The 15,723-nt window shown below is 76.0% G+C and carries 15 protein-coding genes; 6 read left to right on the top strand and 9 right to left on the bottom strand.

Features of this window, described 5'->3' with window-relative positions:
- The first annotated feature begins 162 nt into the window (after positions 1 to 162).
- The 3 genes from ACI79R_RS19890 to ACI79R_RS19880 all read left to right on the top strand — a co-directional run bounded on the left by ACI79R_RS19890 (position 163) and on the right by ACI79R_RS19880 (position 3,729).
- Positions 163 to 1,437 (top strand): ROK family protein, encoded by a 1,275-nt coding sequence (locus ACI79R_RS19890; RefSeq protein WP_456575397.1) that lies wholly within the window; start codon positions 163 to 165, stop codon positions 1,435 to 1,437.
- 82 nt (positions 1,438 to 1,519) lie between these two features.
- The gene (locus tag ACI79R_RS19885) at positions 1,520 to 2,704 is read left to right on the top strand and encodes a Gfo/Idh/MocA family protein (protein ID WP_456575396.1); all 1,185 of its coding nucleotides are present in this window, start codon (positions 1,520 to 1,522) and stop codon (positions 2,702 to 2,704) included.
- 17 nt (positions 2,705 to 2,721) lie between these two features.
- Positions 2,722 to 3,729 carry a sugar phosphate isomerase/epimerase family protein gene (locus tag ACI79R_RS19880; RefSeq protein ID WP_456575395.1) on the top strand — a complete coding sequence of 336 codons (1,008 nt, stop codon included), beginning with the start codon at positions 2,722 to 2,724 and terminating at the stop codon, positions 3,727 to 3,729.
- A 45-nt stretch (positions 3,730 to 3,774) separates the two neighbouring features.
- Here the strand turns inward: ACI79R_RS19880 and ACI79R_RS19875 are convergent, their stop codons facing one another.
- The 4 genes from ACI79R_RS19875 to ACI79R_RS19860 all read right to left on the bottom strand — a co-directional run bounded on the left by ACI79R_RS19875 (position 3,775) and on the right by ACI79R_RS19860 (position 6,065).
- Complete coding sequence (locus ACI79R_RS19875; protein ID WP_456575394.1) at positions 3,775 to 4,194, bottom strand: hypothetical protein; 420 nt, start codon at positions 4,192 to 4,194, stop codon at positions 3,775 to 3,777.
- Entirely contained in the window at positions 4,191 to 4,685 is a 495-nt protein-coding gene (locus ACI79R_RS19870; protein ID WP_456575393.1) for a cupredoxin domain-containing protein, read from the bottom strand. Before ACI79R_RS19870 ends, ACI79R_RS19875 begins: the two co-directional genes overlap by 4 nt.
- 103 nt (positions 4,686 to 4,788) lie before the next feature.
- On the bottom strand, positions 4,789 to 5,709 hold the full coding sequence (locus tag ACI79R_RS19865) for an alpha/beta hydrolase family protein (RefSeq protein WP_456575392.1): 921 nt from the start codon (positions 5,707 to 5,709) through the stop codon (positions 4,789 to 4,791).
- 2 nt (positions 5,710 to 5,711) lie between these two features.
- On the bottom strand, positions 5,712 to 6,065 hold the full coding sequence (locus ACI79R_RS19860) for a hypothetical protein (RefSeq protein WP_456575391.1): 354 nt from the start codon (positions 6,063 to 6,065) through the stop codon (positions 5,712 to 5,714).
- A gap of 54 nt (positions 6,066 to 6,119) precedes the next feature.
- Between ACI79R_RS19860 and ACI79R_RS19855 the strand changes: the two genes are divergently transcribed.
- On the top strand, positions 6,120 to 6,683 hold the full coding sequence (locus ACI79R_RS19855) for a helix-turn-helix domain-containing protein (RefSeq protein WP_456575390.1): 564 nt from the start codon (positions 6,120 to 6,122) through the stop codon (positions 6,681 to 6,683).
- Positions 6,684 to 6,687: 4 nt separating this feature from the next.
- Here ACI79R_RS19855 and ACI79R_RS19850 read toward each other — a convergent pair whose 3' ends face one another.
- The 3 genes from ACI79R_RS19850 to ACI79R_RS19840 form a co-directional block, all read right to left on the bottom strand.
- Complete coding sequence (locus ACI79R_RS19850; protein WP_456575389.1) at positions 6,688 to 7,191, bottom strand: hypothetical protein; 504 nt, start codon at positions 7,189 to 7,191, stop codon at positions 6,688 to 6,690.
- 100 nt (positions 7,192 to 7,291) lie between these two features.
- A complete protein-coding gene (locus ACI79R_RS19845; protein ID WP_456575388.1) occupies positions 7,292 to 8,905 on the bottom strand; it encodes a DEAD/DEAH box helicase in 1,614 nt (537 codons plus the stop codon).
- Between the two features lie 236 nt (positions 8,906 to 9,141).
- The gene (locus ACI79R_RS19840; RefSeq protein ID WP_456575387.1) at positions 9,142 to 10,116 is read right to left on the bottom strand and encodes a GlxA family transcriptional regulator; all 975 of its coding nucleotides are present in this window, start codon (positions 10,114 to 10,116) and stop codon (positions 9,142 to 9,144) included.
- A 71-nt stretch (positions 10,117 to 10,187) separates the two neighbouring features.
- Between ACI79R_RS19840 and ACI79R_RS19835 the strand changes: the two genes are divergently transcribed.
- Positions 10,188 to 11,510 carry an MFS transporter gene (locus ACI79R_RS19835; protein WP_456575386.1) on the top strand — a complete coding sequence of 441 codons (1,323 nt, stop codon included), beginning with the start codon at positions 10,188 to 10,190 and terminating at the stop codon, positions 11,508 to 11,510.
- 122 nt (positions 11,511 to 11,632) lie between these two features.
- A complete protein-coding gene (locus ACI79R_RS19830) occupies positions 11,633 to 12,505 on the top strand; it encodes an endonuclease domain-containing protein (RefSeq protein WP_456575385.1) in 873 nt (290 codons plus the stop codon).
- Between the two features lie 68 nt (positions 12,506 to 12,573).
- On the opposite strand, the gene ACI79R_RS19825 is transcribed toward ACI79R_RS19830, so the two are convergent.
- Both ACI79R_RS19825 and ACI79R_RS19820 read right to left on the bottom strand, forming a co-directional pair.
- The gene (locus tag ACI79R_RS19825; protein WP_456575384.1) at positions 12,574 to 14,178 is read right to left on the bottom strand and encodes a GMC family oxidoreductase; all 1,605 of its coding nucleotides are present in this window, start codon (positions 14,176 to 14,178) and stop codon (positions 12,574 to 12,576) included.
- Positions 14,175 to 15,710, bottom strand: coding sequence for an aldehyde dehydrogenase family protein (locus ACI79R_RS19820; protein WP_456575383.1), 1,536 nt, complete (start codon positions 15,708 to 15,710; stop codon positions 14,175 to 14,177). Before ACI79R_RS19820 ends, ACI79R_RS19825 begins: the two co-directional genes overlap by 4 nt.
- Positions 15,711 to 15,723: the final 13 nt, after the last annotated feature.

Genomic DNA, 15,723 nt, shown 5'->3' with positions numbered 1-15,723 from the left:
GCGCAGCCGGGCGCCAGGCACCGGGAGAGCCGCAGAACGTGACGGCGGTCACTGGCATGGGGGGACCGTGGCACCGCTTTTGACGAGGGTCAAGCAGAAGTCGGTCCGCTGTTACCTCGTTGTGACCGAGCGCATGGCAGAAGTGTCGTTATGCTCCGCGATGTGACGCAGGGAACAGCCGAGCCCGCGCGGGCGGGTGGGCCGGACGACGCCGCCGGCCCCGCGGCGGGGCTGCGCGGAGGGCCGCGCGCCCTGGCACCGGTCACCCCGCCCCCCGGCGCCGGCACCGGGCCCGCCGGCGTCGGCGACCTGCTGGCGCTGCTGCGCGACGGGGTCCCCCGGACGCGGTCGGAGCTCGTGGAGGTCACCGGCCTGGCCCGCTCGACGGTCGCCCAGCGGGTCGACGCGCTCCTGGCGACGGGTCTGGTGCGTTCGGTGGGGGAGGCCTCGTCCACCGGCGGCCGGCCGCCGACGCGGTTCGCCTTCAACCCGCGGGCGCGGCTGGTCCTCGCCGCCGACCTCGACGTCACCTCGGCGCGGCTGGCGCTGACCGATCTGGCCGGCACCGTGCTGGCCGAGCTCGAGGACGACTGCGACATCGCGTCCGGGCCGGAGGCGGTGCTGGACTGGGTGTGCGCGCAGAGCGAGCGCCTGCTGGCCGCCGACGGGCTGCCGGTGCGGTCCCTGATCGGGGTGGGGATCGGCCTGCCCGGGCCCGTGGAGCACCCGACGGGCCGCCCGGTGTCGCCGCCGATCATGCCCGGCTGGGACGGCTACGACGTCGCCGGTCACCTGAGCGCGCGGCTGGGCTGCCCCGCCGTCGTCGACAACGACGTCAACGTGGAGGCCCTCGGCGAGAAGCACTCGGTCTGGCCGGACACCGCCGACCTGGTGTTCGTCAAGGTCTCGACCGGGATCGGCAGCGGGCTCATCTGCGACGGCGCGCTGCGGCGCGGGGCCCGCGGCGCGGCGGGCGACCTCGGGCACGTGCAGGTCGCCGACGCCGAGGGGGTCCCGTGCCGGTGCGGGAACACCGGCTGCCTGGAGGCGGTGGCCAGCGGCGGCGCGATGGTGGCCCGGTTGCAGGCCGAGGGGGTCGAGGTCCGCACGAGCGCCGACGTCGCCCGGCTGGCCCGGGCCGGCTCGGTGCAGGCCGGCGCCGTGATGCGGGAGTCCGGCCGGCGGATCGGATCGGTCCTGGCCGACGTCGTCACGCTGCTGAACCCCTCGGTGGTCGTCATCGGGGGCGCCCTGGCCAACGACGGCCTGCTGGCCGGCGTGCGGGAGGCCATCTACCGGCGCACGCTCCCGCTGGCCGCCCTGGACCTGCGCGTCGAGCTCAGCCAGACCGGGGAGCGGGCCGGGGTCCTCGGTGCCGCGGCGATGGTCGTGGACCACGTGCTGTCCCCCGCGGAGATCGACCGGGCCCTGGCGTGAGCGACCCGGTACCCCCGTCCACCGACCGGCCCACCCGGGCGGCGGCCGCCGCCGTCGGGGGCCGACCCGCACTGGAGGCGACATGACCCCGTCCGGCGCTCCGCCCTCCCTCGGCGTGGGCCTCATCGGCTACGCCTTCATGGGTGCCGCGCACTCGCACGCGTGGCGCAGCGCGCCGCACTTCTTCGACCTCCCGCTGCACCCGCGGCTGACCGTCCTCGCCGGCCGGGACCGGAACCGGGTCACCGACGCCGCCGCGCGGCTGGGCTGGGCCTCGATCGAGACCGACTGGCGCCGGGTCGTGGAGCGCGACGACGTCGGCCTGGTCGACGTCTGCACCCCGGGCGACACGCACGCCGAGATCGCCATCGCGGCCCTGGAGGCCGGCAAGCACGTGCTCTGCGAGAAGCCGCTGGCCAACTCCGTGGCCGAGGCCGAGGCGATGGCCGAGGCGGCCGCCCGGGCGGCCGCCCGGGGCGTCCGGGCGATGGTCGGCTACACCTACCGCCGGGTGCCGGCGATCGGGCTGGCCCGCCGGCTGGTGGCCGAGGGGCGGCTCGGGACCATCCGGCACGTGCGGGCGGCCTACCTGCAGGACTGGATCGCCGATCCGGCCGCGCCGATGTCCTGGCGGCTGGAGAAGGACAAGGCCGGGTCCGGGGCGCTCGGCGACATCGGCGCGCACGTCGTGGACCTCACGCAGTACATCACCGGCGAGTCGATCACCGGCGTCAGCGCGCTCCTGGAGACGTTCGTCAAGCAGCGGCCGCTACCCGCTGCCACCGGAACGCTGTCGGGCCGGGCCGGCGCGGGCACCGGCGAGGTCACCGTCGACGACGCGGCGGTGTTCCTCGGCCGGTTCTCCGGCGGCGCCCTCGCCACGTTCGAGGCCACCCGGTTCGCCCTGGGCCGCAAGAACGGCATCCGGATCGAAATCAACGGCTCGGCGGGCAGCCTGGCCTTCGACTTCGAGGACATGAACGTCCTGCAGTTCTTCGACGGCACCGAGCCCGCCGAGCGAGCCGGGTTCCGCCGGATCCTCGTCACCGAGCCCGAGCACCCCTACGTGGCCGCCTGGTGGCCGCCCGGCCACGGGCTGGGCTACGAGCACGGCTTCACCCACCAGGTGGTGGACCTGCTGACGGCCATCGCCGCCGGCGAGGACCCCGCGCCGTCCTTCGCCGACGGCCTGCAGGTGCAGCGGGTGCTCGACGCCGTCGAGCGCAGTGCCGCCGCCGACAGCACCTGGACCCCCGTCCCCGCCTGACTCCCGAGGAGAACCCGATGCCGCGACCCGTCACGCTGTTCACCGGTCAGTGGGCCGATCTGCCGTTCGAGGAGGTGTGCCGGCTGGCGTCGGGCTGGGGCTTCGACGGGTTGGAGATCGCCTGCTGGGGCGATCACCTGGATCCTGACCGGGGTGCGGTGGACGACGCGTACCTGGCGGAGAAGCGGGCGGTGCTGGACCGGTACGGCCTGCGGGTGTTCGCGATCTCCAACCATCTGAAGGGTCAGGCGGTCTGCGACGACCCGATCGATGCCCGGCACCGGGAGATGCTGCCGGACTCGGTGTGGGGCGACGGGGATCCCGAGGGCGTGCGGCGGCGGGCGGCCGAGGAGATGAAGAACACCGCCCGGACGGCGGCGCGGCTGGGCGTGGACACCGTCGTCGGGTTCACCGGGTCGGCGATCTGGAAGTACGTGGCGATGTTCCCGCCGGTCTCCCAGCAGGTGATCGATGCCGGGTACCAGGACTTCGCCGATCGGTGGAATCCGATCCTGGACGTGTTCGACGAGGTGGGGGTGCGGTTCGCGCACGAGGTGCACCCCAGCGAGATCGCCTACGACCACTGGACGACGGTGCGCGCGCTGGAGGCGATCGGGCACCGGGCGGCGTTCGGGCTGAACTGGGATCCCTCGCACATGATGTGGCAGGACCTGGATCCGGTGGGGTTCCTGCTGGACTTCGCCGACCGGATCTACCACGTCGACTGCAAGGACGTGAAGCTGGCCGTGGGCAACGGCCGCAACGGCCGGCTGGGTTCGCACCTGGCCTGGGCCGACGCCCGCCGGGGCTGGGACTTCGTCTCCACCGGGCACGGCGACGTGCCCTGGGAGCGCTGCTTCCGCGCGCTGAACGCGATCGGCTACACCGGCCCGATCTCCATCGAGTGGGAGGACGCCGGCATGGACCGCCTCCTGGGCGCCCCCGACGCGCTGGCCTTCGTCCGCTCCAAGCTCTTCGACGCCCCCACCGCCGCCTTCGACGCCGCCTTCAGCACCCGATCCTGACGGGTGGAGTGGGAGGGCGCGGTTTCCGCGTCCCTCCCACTCCGCTCAGCGGCGGCGGTGCCGGGCGGCGGTCAGCGCCAGGGCGGTGAGCACGACGACGCCGGCGACCTCGGCCCAGAACGACTCCCACCAGTAGGTGGCCGACGTGCTCTCGACGAAGCCGAACAGCCCGACGGTCGTCGACAGCAGCAGGGCGGCCAGCGAGCCGGCGGCGAAGGCGGCGCCGAGGGCGGCCGCCCACGGCAGCCAGCGCACCGGGGTGACCAGCACCAGCAGCGCGCCGCCGAGGCCCAGCACGCTCTGCAGCAGGAACGCCGGGCCGATCACGTCGATGCCGTCGTAGCCCTGGGTCCACAGGTACAGGTGGATCGCGGCGATCGCGGCCAGCAGCGCGGCACCGGCGATCCGCAGCGCCCACAGCAGCGCGGCCGACGACCGCCGCCGGGTGGTGGCCGGCGCGCTCACGAGACCGTCACCGCGATCTCCATGCCCATGGCGCGGTGGTTGCCCACCGAGCAGTAGAAGACGTACTCCCCGGGCGCCAGGTCGACGGTGAAGCTGGTGCTCTCGCCGGGGCCGATGGTGTCGCTGGCGGCGACGTCCTCGCCGTCCCGCTCGACCACCAGGTCGTGGGTCGCGTCGCCCTCGTTGACGACCTCGATGGTGTAGCTGCCGGCGGAGAACGAGTCCTCGTCGAGCTCGATGGACATGCCGCGCTCGACGGCGGTGATCGTCTCGGTCTCCGCCTCGCCGCCGGTACTCGGGGAAGTCGCGGCGTCCGAGCCGGCGGCCGGCGCGGACGAGGAGGCGGAGCCGCCGTCGGCGGCGGATCCCGGCGCGGCCACCGTCGGGTCGTCGGCCTCGCCCGAGCAGGCGGAGAGCAGGCCGATGCCCAGGGCGAGCACCCCGGCGGCGGCGCGGCGGACGGCGGGGCGGGAGCCGGACGAGCGGGACACGAGGGCCTCCTCGGGCGGGGAGCCGGGCCCGCCGGACGGCGGGCCGGTGTGCCGAGATGCTCCAACTTTTGAGGACTTCGGGGCAAGGTCTCCCAGGCTTCTCTCAGGGAGTCGTGACCTCCCGGCACCAGCGCACGACGGTCGCCAGCACGTCGGCGTCGACCGGCCGGCGCAGCTCCTCGCGGTAGCGCCGCAACGACGCCGTCCCGGGCTGCCGGCGCAGGGTGTGGGTGAGGTCGGGGACGCGGTGCACCTCCACCCGGCCGGGGACGACGGCGGCGATGGTGTCGAGGTCCTCGGCGGGCACCTGGAGGTCCTTCTCCCCGGTGAGCGCCAGCACGGGGACGGCCAGGCGCGCGAGGTCGGTCCGCGGGTCGGCGGCGAGGAACTCGCGGGTCCAGCGCGCGTTGACCCGCGCGCCCCCGATCCGGGCGACGTCCGTGGTGGTGGCCCGGATGCGCTCGTGGTTGGCGGCCACCTTCGCCTCCAGGTCGGTGCGCAGCAGCCGGAGCAGGCCGCGGACCGGTGCCGGCAGGGTCGGCGCGAGCTGGCGCGCCTGCCAGCGCAGCAGCTCGTCGCCGGGCCGGGCGGAGGCCGCGAGGAGGACGACGCCCGCCACCGGCCCGCCGCGCGCGGCCACGGCGGCGGCCAGCAGGGCGCCCTCGCTGTGCCCGGCGAGCAGCAGCCGGCCGGCGTCCACCTCGGGCCGGGCGGCCAGGGCGTCGCGGACCCGCGCCAGGTCGTCGACGTTGTCGCCCAGCCCGGCGGCGCGCCAGTCACCCCCGCCGCTGGCGCCGACCCCGCGCTTGTCGTACCGCAGCGAGGCGAGGCCGCCGTCGGCCAGCGCGGACGCCAGCGCCCGGGTGACCCCGAAGCGGGCGCGCGGGTGGTCGGAGTCGCGGTCGACGGGACCGGAGCCGGCGGCGAGCAGCACCGCCGGCACCGGGCCGGATGCCCCGGCGGGGAGGGTGAGCGTGCCGGCGAGGGCGGGCTCGCCGGGCACGAGGACGTCGAGCTCCCGCATGGTCAGCGGGGGAGGTCGGCGGAGAGGGTGGCGGCGACGGCGGCGGCGTCGTCCGTGCCGACCAGCACGGTGTCGAACCGCTGGCCGGACAGCCGCAGCCGCACGGCGGGCTGGCCGCGGCGCACGCTGACCATCGACTTCTCGCCGCGCCGGCGCCAGGTGCCGATCTTCCGCCGGCCGGGGAGGCCGAGGCCGGGGGCGCGCAGGCCGCGGGCGGCGGTCAGCCCGTCGGGCACCACCTCCACCCCGCGGACGGCGCCCAGCGGCACCTCGAGGTCGCGCAGCAGGCCGGCGATCCGCTCGGCGCGGGACAGGGTGACGCGGAGGCTGGACGTTGTGGTCTCGATGCGGGCCATGGCATGATCATCCTCAACTTCGAGAATGATGTCAAACATGAGAACGGTGATGTCGTGGCGAGCGCGGACCTCCTGCTGCACCCCGTCCGCCTGCGCGTGGTGCAGGCGCTGCTGGGCGACCGCACGCTGACCACGACCGACCTGCGCGCCGAGCTGCCCGACGTCCCGGCCGCGACGCTGTACCGGCACGTGGCCGTGCTCGCCGAGGCCGGCGTGCTGGAGGTGGTGGGCGAGCGCCGGGTGCGCGGGGCCTCCGAGCGCACCTACCGGCTGGTGCCGGCGGCGGCCTCGGTCGACGCCGACGCCGCGGCCGGGATGACCGCCGAGGAGCACCGGCGGGCCTTCGCCACCTTCGTCGCCGCGCTGCTGGCCGACTTCGACGCCTACCTCGACGGCGCGGCGGGGGAGGACGGCACGGGAGCCGACCTCGCCCGCGACGGCGTGGGCTACCGGCAGCTCGGCCTCTGGCTCACCGACGCGGAGTTCACCGCGATGGTCACCGACCTGCGGGCGGTGCTGGCCGCCCGGGCGGAGCTCGGGCCGGGGGAGGGGCGCCGCCGTCGGCTGGTCAGCACCGTGTTCCTCCCCGGCGAGCGCGACGAGCCCCGCCCGGGGTGAGCCCTCAGGCCGCGGTGCGCCGCGAGGCGCGGGCGGCCTTCCGGTTGGCCTTGGCGAGGGTCTTGGCCGCCTTGCGCACCCGGCGCGGCTCGCGGTCGACGGTGCCGCGGGTGAGCAGCCCCACGCCGATGCCGAGCAGCCAGACGTCCTTGGCGACGGCCAGCCCCTCCTGCGTCGGAGCGAGGCTGCCCTCCTTCCGCATGCCCGGGGTGTTGAGGTACAGCCCGAGCAGGCCGCCGGAGAAGCCGGTGAGCAGCGCGCCGGCCACCGCCGTGGGCACGAAGGGGGCCAGCAGGGCGGCGCCGATGCCGATCTCCGCGGCCGACAGCGCGCTGGCGAACTGCTTCGGGTCGACGTTCTTCAGGAACGGGTAGGTGCCCGCGGCGAAGCCGTGCAGGCCCTGGGCGGTGCCCTCGTCGGCGCCGCGCTTGCTCAGCCCGCTGTTGAGGATGAACGCACCGGCCGACAGCCGGGGACCGATCTCGGTCAGGGTGATGGGCAGACGCATGGAGCACCTCGCAGGTCGTCGGGACGCGGTCGTGCGGGGACGTGCACCCCGCACGACCGCTCCCTGTGCCCAGGGTGCCTGCGGCCAACCGTGACCGGGGTCAGCGACCGCCGCGCCGGGTGCGGCCGCTGAACGACGCCGCGGAGTGCGTGCCCGCCCGCGCGGCCAGCTCGGCGCGGGTGCGCGCGGGGCCCGGGTTGCTGCGGGCGCCGCCGCGGCCCCCGGTCGCGCCCGACGCCGTGCCGCCGGCCGGGGTCGCGGCCTTGGTACCGCCGCCCCCGCCGCCGCTGCGGCGACGACGGCCCGAGCCGGAGGACGTCTGCTGGACCGGGGCCGGCGCGGGCGCCGGCTCGACGTACGGCGCGGCCGGGCCGGTCAGCTCGGTGATCTCCGCGGCGCCCGGGCGCACCGTGCTGACCGTGGGGCGGATGCCGGCCTGCCGGGCGAGGGCGCGCACCTCGCCGGCCTGGTCGGGCGTCGAGACGGTGACGACCGTGCCGCCGGCGCCGGCCCGCGCGGTGCGGCCCGAGCGGTGCAGGTAGGCCTTGTGCTCGGTCGGCGGGTCGACGTGCACGACGAGGGCGACGTCGTCGACGTGGATGCCGCGGGCGGCGATGTCGGTGGCGCAGAGCACCCGGCTCTCGCCGGAGCTGAACGCCGCGAGGTTGCGCTCGCGGGCGTTCTGGCTGAGGTTGCCGTGCAGGTCCACCGCCGGGATGCCGGAGGCGGTCAGCTGCTTGGCCAGCTTCTTGGCTTGGTGCTTGGTGCGGGTGAACAGCACGCTGCGGCCCAGGCCGGAGGCCAGCTGGCGCACGACCTCGGCCTTGTCGGTCGCCTGCACCTGGAACACGTGGTGGGTCATCGTCGACACCGGCGCCACGGCCGGGTCGACCGAGTGCGTCGTCGGGTCGGTCAGGTACCGCTTGACCAGCACGTCGACCCCGTTGTCGAGGGTCGCGGAGAACAGCAGCCGCTGGCCGGTCTGCGGCGTCCGGTCCATCAGCCGCTTGACGCCGGGCAGGAAGCCGAGGTCGGCCATGTGGTCGGCCTCGTCCAGCACGGTGATCTCGACGGCGGACAGGTCGGCGTGCCCCTGGCCGATGAGGTCCTCGAGCCGGCCGGGGCAGGCGATGACGACGTCGACCCCCCGGGCCAGCGCCTGCACCTGCGGGTTCTGGCCGACGCCGCCGAAGATCGTCGTGGCGGTCATGCCCAGGGCACGGGCCATGGGCTCGACGACGGCGAGCACCTGGTTGGCCAGCTCCCGGGTCGGCACGAGCACCAGGCCGCGCGGGCGCCGCGCCTGCCGGCGGCTGTCGGAGGCGGCCAGCCGGGCGACCAGCGGCAGGGAGAAGGCGAGGGTCTTGCCCGAGCCGGTGCGGCCGCGGCCGAGCACGTCCCGGCCGGCCAGGCTGTCGGGCAGCGTGGCGACCTGGATGGGGAACGGCGCGGTGATGCCGCTGGCGGTCAGCACCTCGACGAGCGGGGCGGGGACGCCGAGCTCGGCGAAGGTGGTGTCGGTCGGCAGCACCGTGGCGACGTCGCCGGCGGGGATGGCCGGCGCGGCCTCCGGGACCGCGACGGCGGTGTCGGCCGCCGGGCGGACCTCGGCGGCGGGGCGGCTGCCCGAGCCGCGCCCGCGGCCGCCGCGGCGCCGGCGGGGACGGTCGGTGCCGCCGGAGGTGGTGGTGGGAGTGGTGTCCTGGGGGTTCATCGGTTCCTCGACGCTCGAGTGGCCGCGCGGCGGCGCCGGGGCGAGCGCGGGCGCGCCTGCGCAGGGCAGGGGCGGCTCACCTCGTCGGCGGGACGTCGTGCGACCGGGCGCGCCTCGGTGGCGCAGCCTCGGTCCGACGTCGTTCCCAGCCGCTCCGGTTGAGCGAGGGCGGCGCCGGTACGTCGTACTCAACCAGACGGGGGCGCCATCCGGTCCCCACGGCGGGGAGTGACCGGTCACACCGGCCCGCGGAAGGTCCGCCGGTAGGCCAGCGGCGCGATGCCGATCGCGGCCTGCAGGTGCTGGCGCAGGGAGGCCGCCGTCCCGAAGCCGGCCCGCTCGGCCACCTGCTCGACGGGGACGTCGGTCGACTCCAGCAGCCGCCGGGCCAGGGCCACCCGCTGCTGGACCAGCCACCGGCCGGCCGACAGGCCGGTCTCCTCGCGGAAGCGCCGGGTGAACGTGCGGACGCTGGTCCGCGCGTGCGCGGCCAGGTCGGCGAGGGTGAGCGGATCGCCGAGGTGCTCCAGTGCCCACGCCCGGGTCGCCGCCGTGCCCGAGTCGCCGTGCGAGGGCACCGGCCGCTCGACGAACTGGGACTGGCCGCCGTCCCGCCACGGGGCGACGACGTTGCGCCGCGCCACCCGGTTGGCCACCTGGCTGCCGTGGTCCCGGCGCACCAGGTGCAGGAGCAGGTCGATGCCCGCGGCCACGCCCGCGGAGGTGAGCACGTCGCCGTCGTCGACGAACAGCACGTCGGGGTCCAGGCGCACGGAGGGGAAGTTGCGGCGGAACGCCTCGACGTCGCGCCAGTGCGTGGCGGCGGGGCGCCCGTCGAGCAGGCCGGCCGCGGCGAGCACCGAGGCGCCGGTGCAGATCGACACCATCCGGGCGTGGCCGGCGGCCGCGCGCAGCGCGTCGCGCAGCTCCGCCGGGATGGCGCCGTCGCGCACGACGGGACCGCCCATGATCCCGGGCACCACCACGGTGCCGGCGGACCGGAGGACCGACCCGTCGTGGTCGGGCTGGACCGAGAACCCGTCCGCCGTCCGCACCGGCCGCCCGTCGAGGGTGGCGATCCGCACGCGGTAGAGCGGCGACCCGTCGTCGGCCTCGGCGAGCCCGAGCAGCCGGTACGGCAGGCCCAGCTCGAAGCCGACGACGCGGTCCACCGCGAGGACGGCCACCTCGTGCGGGGGCGGCCCGGTCATGGCCGGATCCTTGCACATGCTGGCCGTCGGGCCACTCGTCCGGCGGGGGCCGGTCGGTCATGCTCTCCGCCGTGACCGCTCCCGCCGCGCCGCCCGTGCGCCGTGTCCACCCGGCGTGGTGGGTCGCGGCCGTGACCTTCCTGGCCCTCGTGGGGGCGGCCGCCTTCCGCGCCGTGCCGGGCGTGCTCATCGACCCGCTGCGCGCGGAGTTCGGCTGGTCGGTGTCGACGATCTCCGCGGCGGTCGCGGTCAACATGGCCCTGTACGGGCTCACCGCCCCGTTCGCCGCGGCGCTGATGGAGCGCTTCGGCATCCGCCGGGTGGTGCTCGGCGCGCTGCTCGTCGTCGCCGTCGGCAGCGGGCTGACGGTGTTCATGACCGCGAGCTGGCAGCTGGTGCTGCTGTGGGGCGTGCTGGTCGGGCTCGGCACGGGCTCGATGGCGCTGTCGCTGGTGGCCACGGTGACCGGCCGCTGGTTCGTCGCCCGTCGCGGCCTGGTCTCGGGCATCCTCACCGCCGGCGGCGCCGCCGGGCAGCTGGTCTTCCTGCCGGTGGTGGCGCAGATCGACTCGGTGTGGGGGTGGCGGGCGGCCTCGCTCGGCACGACGGCGGCCGCGCTGGCCGTCGTCCCGCTGGTCGCGTGGCTGCTGCGCGACCGGCCCCGCGACGCGGGGGTCGCCCCCTACGGCGGCACGCCGGCCGACGACGTCGACCCCGTGCGCACCGGTGCGGCCCGCAGCGCGCTGCGCGGCCTGGCCGAGGGCGCGCGCAGCCGGCCGTTCTGGCTGCTGGCCGGCGGCTTCCTCATCTGCGGCATGTCGACCAACGGGCTGGTGCAGCCGCACTTCATCCCCGCCGCGCACGACCACGGCATGCCGGTGACCACCGCCGCCGGGCTGCTGGCCGTGGTCGGCGTCTTCGACATCGCCGGGACGGTGCTGTCGGGCTGGCTGACCGACCGGATCGACCCGCGGGTGCTGCTGCTCGTCTACTACGGCCTGCGCGGGGCGTCGCTGTTCCTGCTGCCGGCGCTGTTCGGGCCGGAGCTGCAGCTGAGCATGGTGGCGTTCATCGTGTTCTACGGCCTGGACTGGGTGGCCACGGTGCCGCCGACCCTGGCGCTGTGCCGCGAGCACTTCGGCGCGCGGGCACCGGTGGTGTTCGGCTGGGTGTTCGCCGCACACCAGGTCGGCTCGGCGCTGGCGGCCTTCGGCGGCGGCGTCGTCCGCGACGTGACCGGCTCCTACGACCTCGCCTGGACGGCGGCGGCGGTGCTCTGCCTGGTCGCCGCGGCGCTGTCGATCGCCATCCGCCGGGCGGCCCCGCCGTCCCCGCCGGTGCCCGCGACGCCGACCGAGCCGACCACCGCCTCCGCCGCCACCACCCACGGCTGACCGGATCGCCATTCGCGCGCGAAAGGCGTCCGGGCTCCCGCCTTTCGCGCGCGAAAGGCTCCGTCTCCCCCTACCTGTGGACGACGGCGGAACAGCCCTGCCGGATCCGCGACGCTGCCCGGATGACGACGCCACGCCGCCTGCTGAACGGGGTGTTCATCGGCCGCGATGCCATCGCCGAGGGGCACCTGACCCGTAACCAGTTGCGGACGCGCAGCTACCGGCGCCTCGTGCGTGGTGTCTACGCCGATCCCGTGCTCGAGGTCGACCACCGGTTGCGGTGCCGGGGTGCAGCCCTGCTGCTGCCGGAGGGTGCGGCCATCGGTGGCTCCTCCGCGGCGGGCTGGTACGGAGCGCCGTTCGCCGGTGTCACCGACCCGGTCACGGTGGTCTGCCCGCACGAGGTCCGGTGGAGCGGTCCTGCCGGTGTCCGGGTCCACCGCACAGTGCTCGGCCCGGGTGACACCACCGTGGTGGACGACGACCTGCCGGTGACGTCGCCGCTGCGCACGGCCTGGGACGTCATGACCCTGGAACCGCTGACGACCGCTGTCGCCTACCTCGACGGCATGGTGCGAGCGGGCAGCATGACGATGACGGATCTGACGGCCATGGCCGGGCGAGGGACCGGCCGCTGGGGCGCGGCCCGCGTGCGGCGGGCGGTGCCGCTCGTGGACCCTCGCGCCGAGTCGGCGCCGGAGTCACGGCTCCGGGTGGCGCTGGTCCTCGCCGGGCTGTCCCCCGTGCCGCAGTACGAGGTGCGGGATGGCGGGCGCTTCGTGGGCCGGGTCGATCTCGCCTTCCCCGGGCACAGGCTGGCGGTCGAGTACGAGGGCGCCCACCACTTCGAGGGCAGTCAGATCGTCCGGGACGACGCCCGCCTCGAGCGGTTGCGTTCCGCCGGCTGGCGGGTGATCCGGGTGGCGGCGGCCGACCTGCGCGACCTCGACGGGCTGCTGGCGCGCATCCGGGCGGCCCTGGGGATCGACGCCTGATCGCCTTTCGCGCGCGAAAGGCCCCCAGGTCCTCGCCTTTCGCGCGCGAAAGGCGAGGAGAAGGCCGGTCAGGCAGCGGGCACGGGGGTGCGGCCGGCGACCAGGTCGGCGGCGCGCTCACCGATCATGATCGTCGGCGCGTTCGTGTTGCCCCGCACCAGCGTCGGCATGACCGAGGCGTCGGCCACCCGCAGCCCCTCCAGGCCGCGCACCCGCAGCCGGGGGTCGACGACGGCGAGGTCGTCGGTGCCCATCCGGCAGGAGGAGACCGGGTGGTACAGCGACTCGAGGGTGTCGCGGACGGCCTGCCGGAGGTCCTCCCGGCGGTGCACCGTGCCACCGGGCGACCACTCGTCGGCCAGCACCGCGGCCAGCGGGCCGGCCGCGGCGATCTCGCGGGCCTTCTCGATGCCGCAGACCAGCGCGTCGAGGTCGCGGTCGTCGCTGAGGTACCCCGGGTCGATCGCCGGCGCCCACGCCGGATCGGCCGAGCGCAGCCGCACCGAGCCGCGCGAGTGCACCCGCACGAGCACCGCCGCGGCGGTGAACGCGTCGACGTCCGGGTCGACCTCGGCCTGCCGCCAGAACTTCACCGGCAGGAAGTGGAACTGCAGGTCCGGCCCGTCCAGGTCGGGGCGGGAGCGGGTGAACAGCCCGGCCTCGGCGAGGTTCGACGTCAGCGGCCCCCGGCGGGCGAGGAACCACTTCGCCATCCCGCCCGGGGACTCGGCGAGGTGCAGCGAACCGCCGGTGCGGGTGTGCCAGATGGTCGGCACCAGCGGGTGGTCCTGCAGGCCGGCGCCGACGCCGGGCAGGTCGTGGACGACGTCCACCCCGACCTCGCGCAGGTGGTCGGCCGGGCCGATGCCCGAGAGCATCAGCAGTTGCGGCGAGTTCACCGCACCGCCGGCCAGCACCACCTCGGCCGCGGCGTGGGCGACGTGCAGCCGGCCGCCGCGGCGGTACTCCACGCCGGTGGCCCGGCCGCCGGAGACCAGCACCCGGGTGGTCAGCGCGCCGGTGCGCACCGTCAGGTTCGGCCGGCCGGCCACCGGGTGCAGGTAGGCGTCGGCGGCCGACCAGCGCCGGCCGCGCCGCTGGGTGAGCTGGTAGAGGCCCACACCCTCCTGGTCGGCGCCGTTGAAGTCGTCGTTGCGGGGGTACCCGGCGGCGACCGCCGACTGCACCGCCGCCCGGCTCCACGGGTGCGGGGAGCGCGGGTCCTCGACCCGCAGCGGCCCACCGGTGCCGTGCCAGCGGTCGGCGCCGCGGGCGTTGTCCTCCATGCGGCGGAACAGCGGCAGCACCGACTCGTAGGACCACGACGGATCGCCGGTCAGCTGCGCCCACTCGTCGTAGTCGGCCGCCGCGCCGCGGACGTAGATCATCGCGTTGATCGAGGAGGACCCGCCGAGCAGCTTGCCGCGCGGCCAGAACAGCCGGCGGCCGCCGAGGCCCGGCTGCGGCTCGGTCGTGTAGTTCCAGTCGCGGCGGGTGCGCCAGACCTTGTAGAGCGCGGCCGGCACCCGCACCTCGAGGACGTCGTCGGAGCCGCCGGCCTCCAGCAGCAGCACCCGCAGCGACGGGTCCTCGGTGAGCCGCCCGGCCAGCGCGCAGCCGGCCGACCCCGCCCCGACCACGACGACGTCGAACTCCTCGGCGGTGCCGCTCACCGGTGCCGCCCGTGCACGATCCCGACGACCCGGGCCAGCACGTCGGTGGCCCCCGCCGGGCGGGCGAAGCTCATCAGGTCCACCGGCAGCCGGAGCCGCCGCCGGGTGATCGCCTTGGCCCGGGTGAACTCCTTGAGCCCGTCGGCACCGTGGATGCGGCCGAAGCCGCTGTCGCCGACGCCGCCGAAGGGCAGCGCCGGCACCGCGGCGAAGGTGAGCACGGAGTTCACCGACGTCATGCCGGTGCGCATCCGGCGGGCGAGGTCCATCGCGCGGCGCCGGGAGCCGGAGAACACGGCGCCGGCCAGCCCGTAGGAGGTGGCGTTGGTGCGGGCCAGGGCCTCCTCGGCGTCGGCCACGCGGGTGACCGTGAGCGTGGGCCCGAAGGTCTCCTCGCGGACGGCGGGGGAGTCCTCGGGCACGTCCAGCAGCACGGTCGGCGGCAGGAAGCCCGGGGCCGCCTCGCCGGTGACCGTCCGCGCGCCGGCCGCGGTCGCCGCCTCGACGTGCCGCGACACGACCTCGGCCTGGGCGGCCATGGTCAACGGGCCGTAGGAGGCCTCGTCGTCGTCCCCGGGGCGCAGCGCGCGCACCCGCGACGTCACCTCGGCGACGAACCGGTCGTAGACCGGCGCGGTGGCGTACACCCGCTCGATGCCGATGCAGGTCTGCCCGGCGTTGCTCATCGCGCCCCAGACGGCGGCGTCGGCGGCGGCGGCCACGTCGGCGTCGTCGTCGACGATCATCGCGTCCTTGCCGCCGAGCTCCAGCAGCACCGGCGTCAGGGTCTCCGCGCAGGTGGCCATCACCTTCCGGCCGGTGGCGGCCGAGCCGGTGAAGGCGAGCTTGCCGACGCCGGCCCGGCACAGCGCGGTGCCGGTCGGGCCGGCGCCGGTGACCACCTGGAAGGCGTCGGCGGCGTCGGGGACGGCGGCCCGCCAGGAGGCGGCCAGCCAGGCGCCCACCGCGGGCGTGTGCTCCGACGGCTTGAAGACGACGGCGTTGCCCGCGGCCAGGGCGTAGACGATCGACCCCATCGGCGTGAACACCGGGTAGTTCCACGGCCCGATCACGCCCACCACGCCGAGGGGCTGGTACTCCAGCGAGGCGGCCGAGTCGGCGGCCAGCAGCCCCGAGGGCACCCGCCGCGGGCCGAGCACCCGGCGGGCGTGCCGGGCGGCCCACGCCAGGTGGTCGACGGCGAGGGTGATCTCGAGGATCGCGTCGGCGTGCGGCTTGCCGTTCTCCCGGTGCACCAGGTCGGCCAGCTCGTGCAGCCGCCGCGCCAGGTACCCGCGCCAGGCGTCCAGCCGGGCCCGCCGGCCGTCGAAGCCGAGCTCGTCCCAGGCCTGCGCGGCGGTGCGGGCCCGGTCGACGGTCGCCGCGACGGCGTCCGCGTCGTGCAGCGGGAAGACGCCGACCACCGCCCCGGTGGCGGGATCGGTGGAGGCGAACGTGTCGGGCGCGGCGTGCCGGTCGACGGTGCCGGCGGAGCCCTCGGAAACGGTGTCCAGCTGATCGGCCAGCGACATGTGGCGCAGGTTA

The organism is Blastococcus sp. SYSU D00820 (assembly GCF_054050695.1).
The sequence above is the reverse complement of the archived record's forward strand: the minus strand, read 5'-3'. Positions and strand labels throughout refer to the sequence as shown.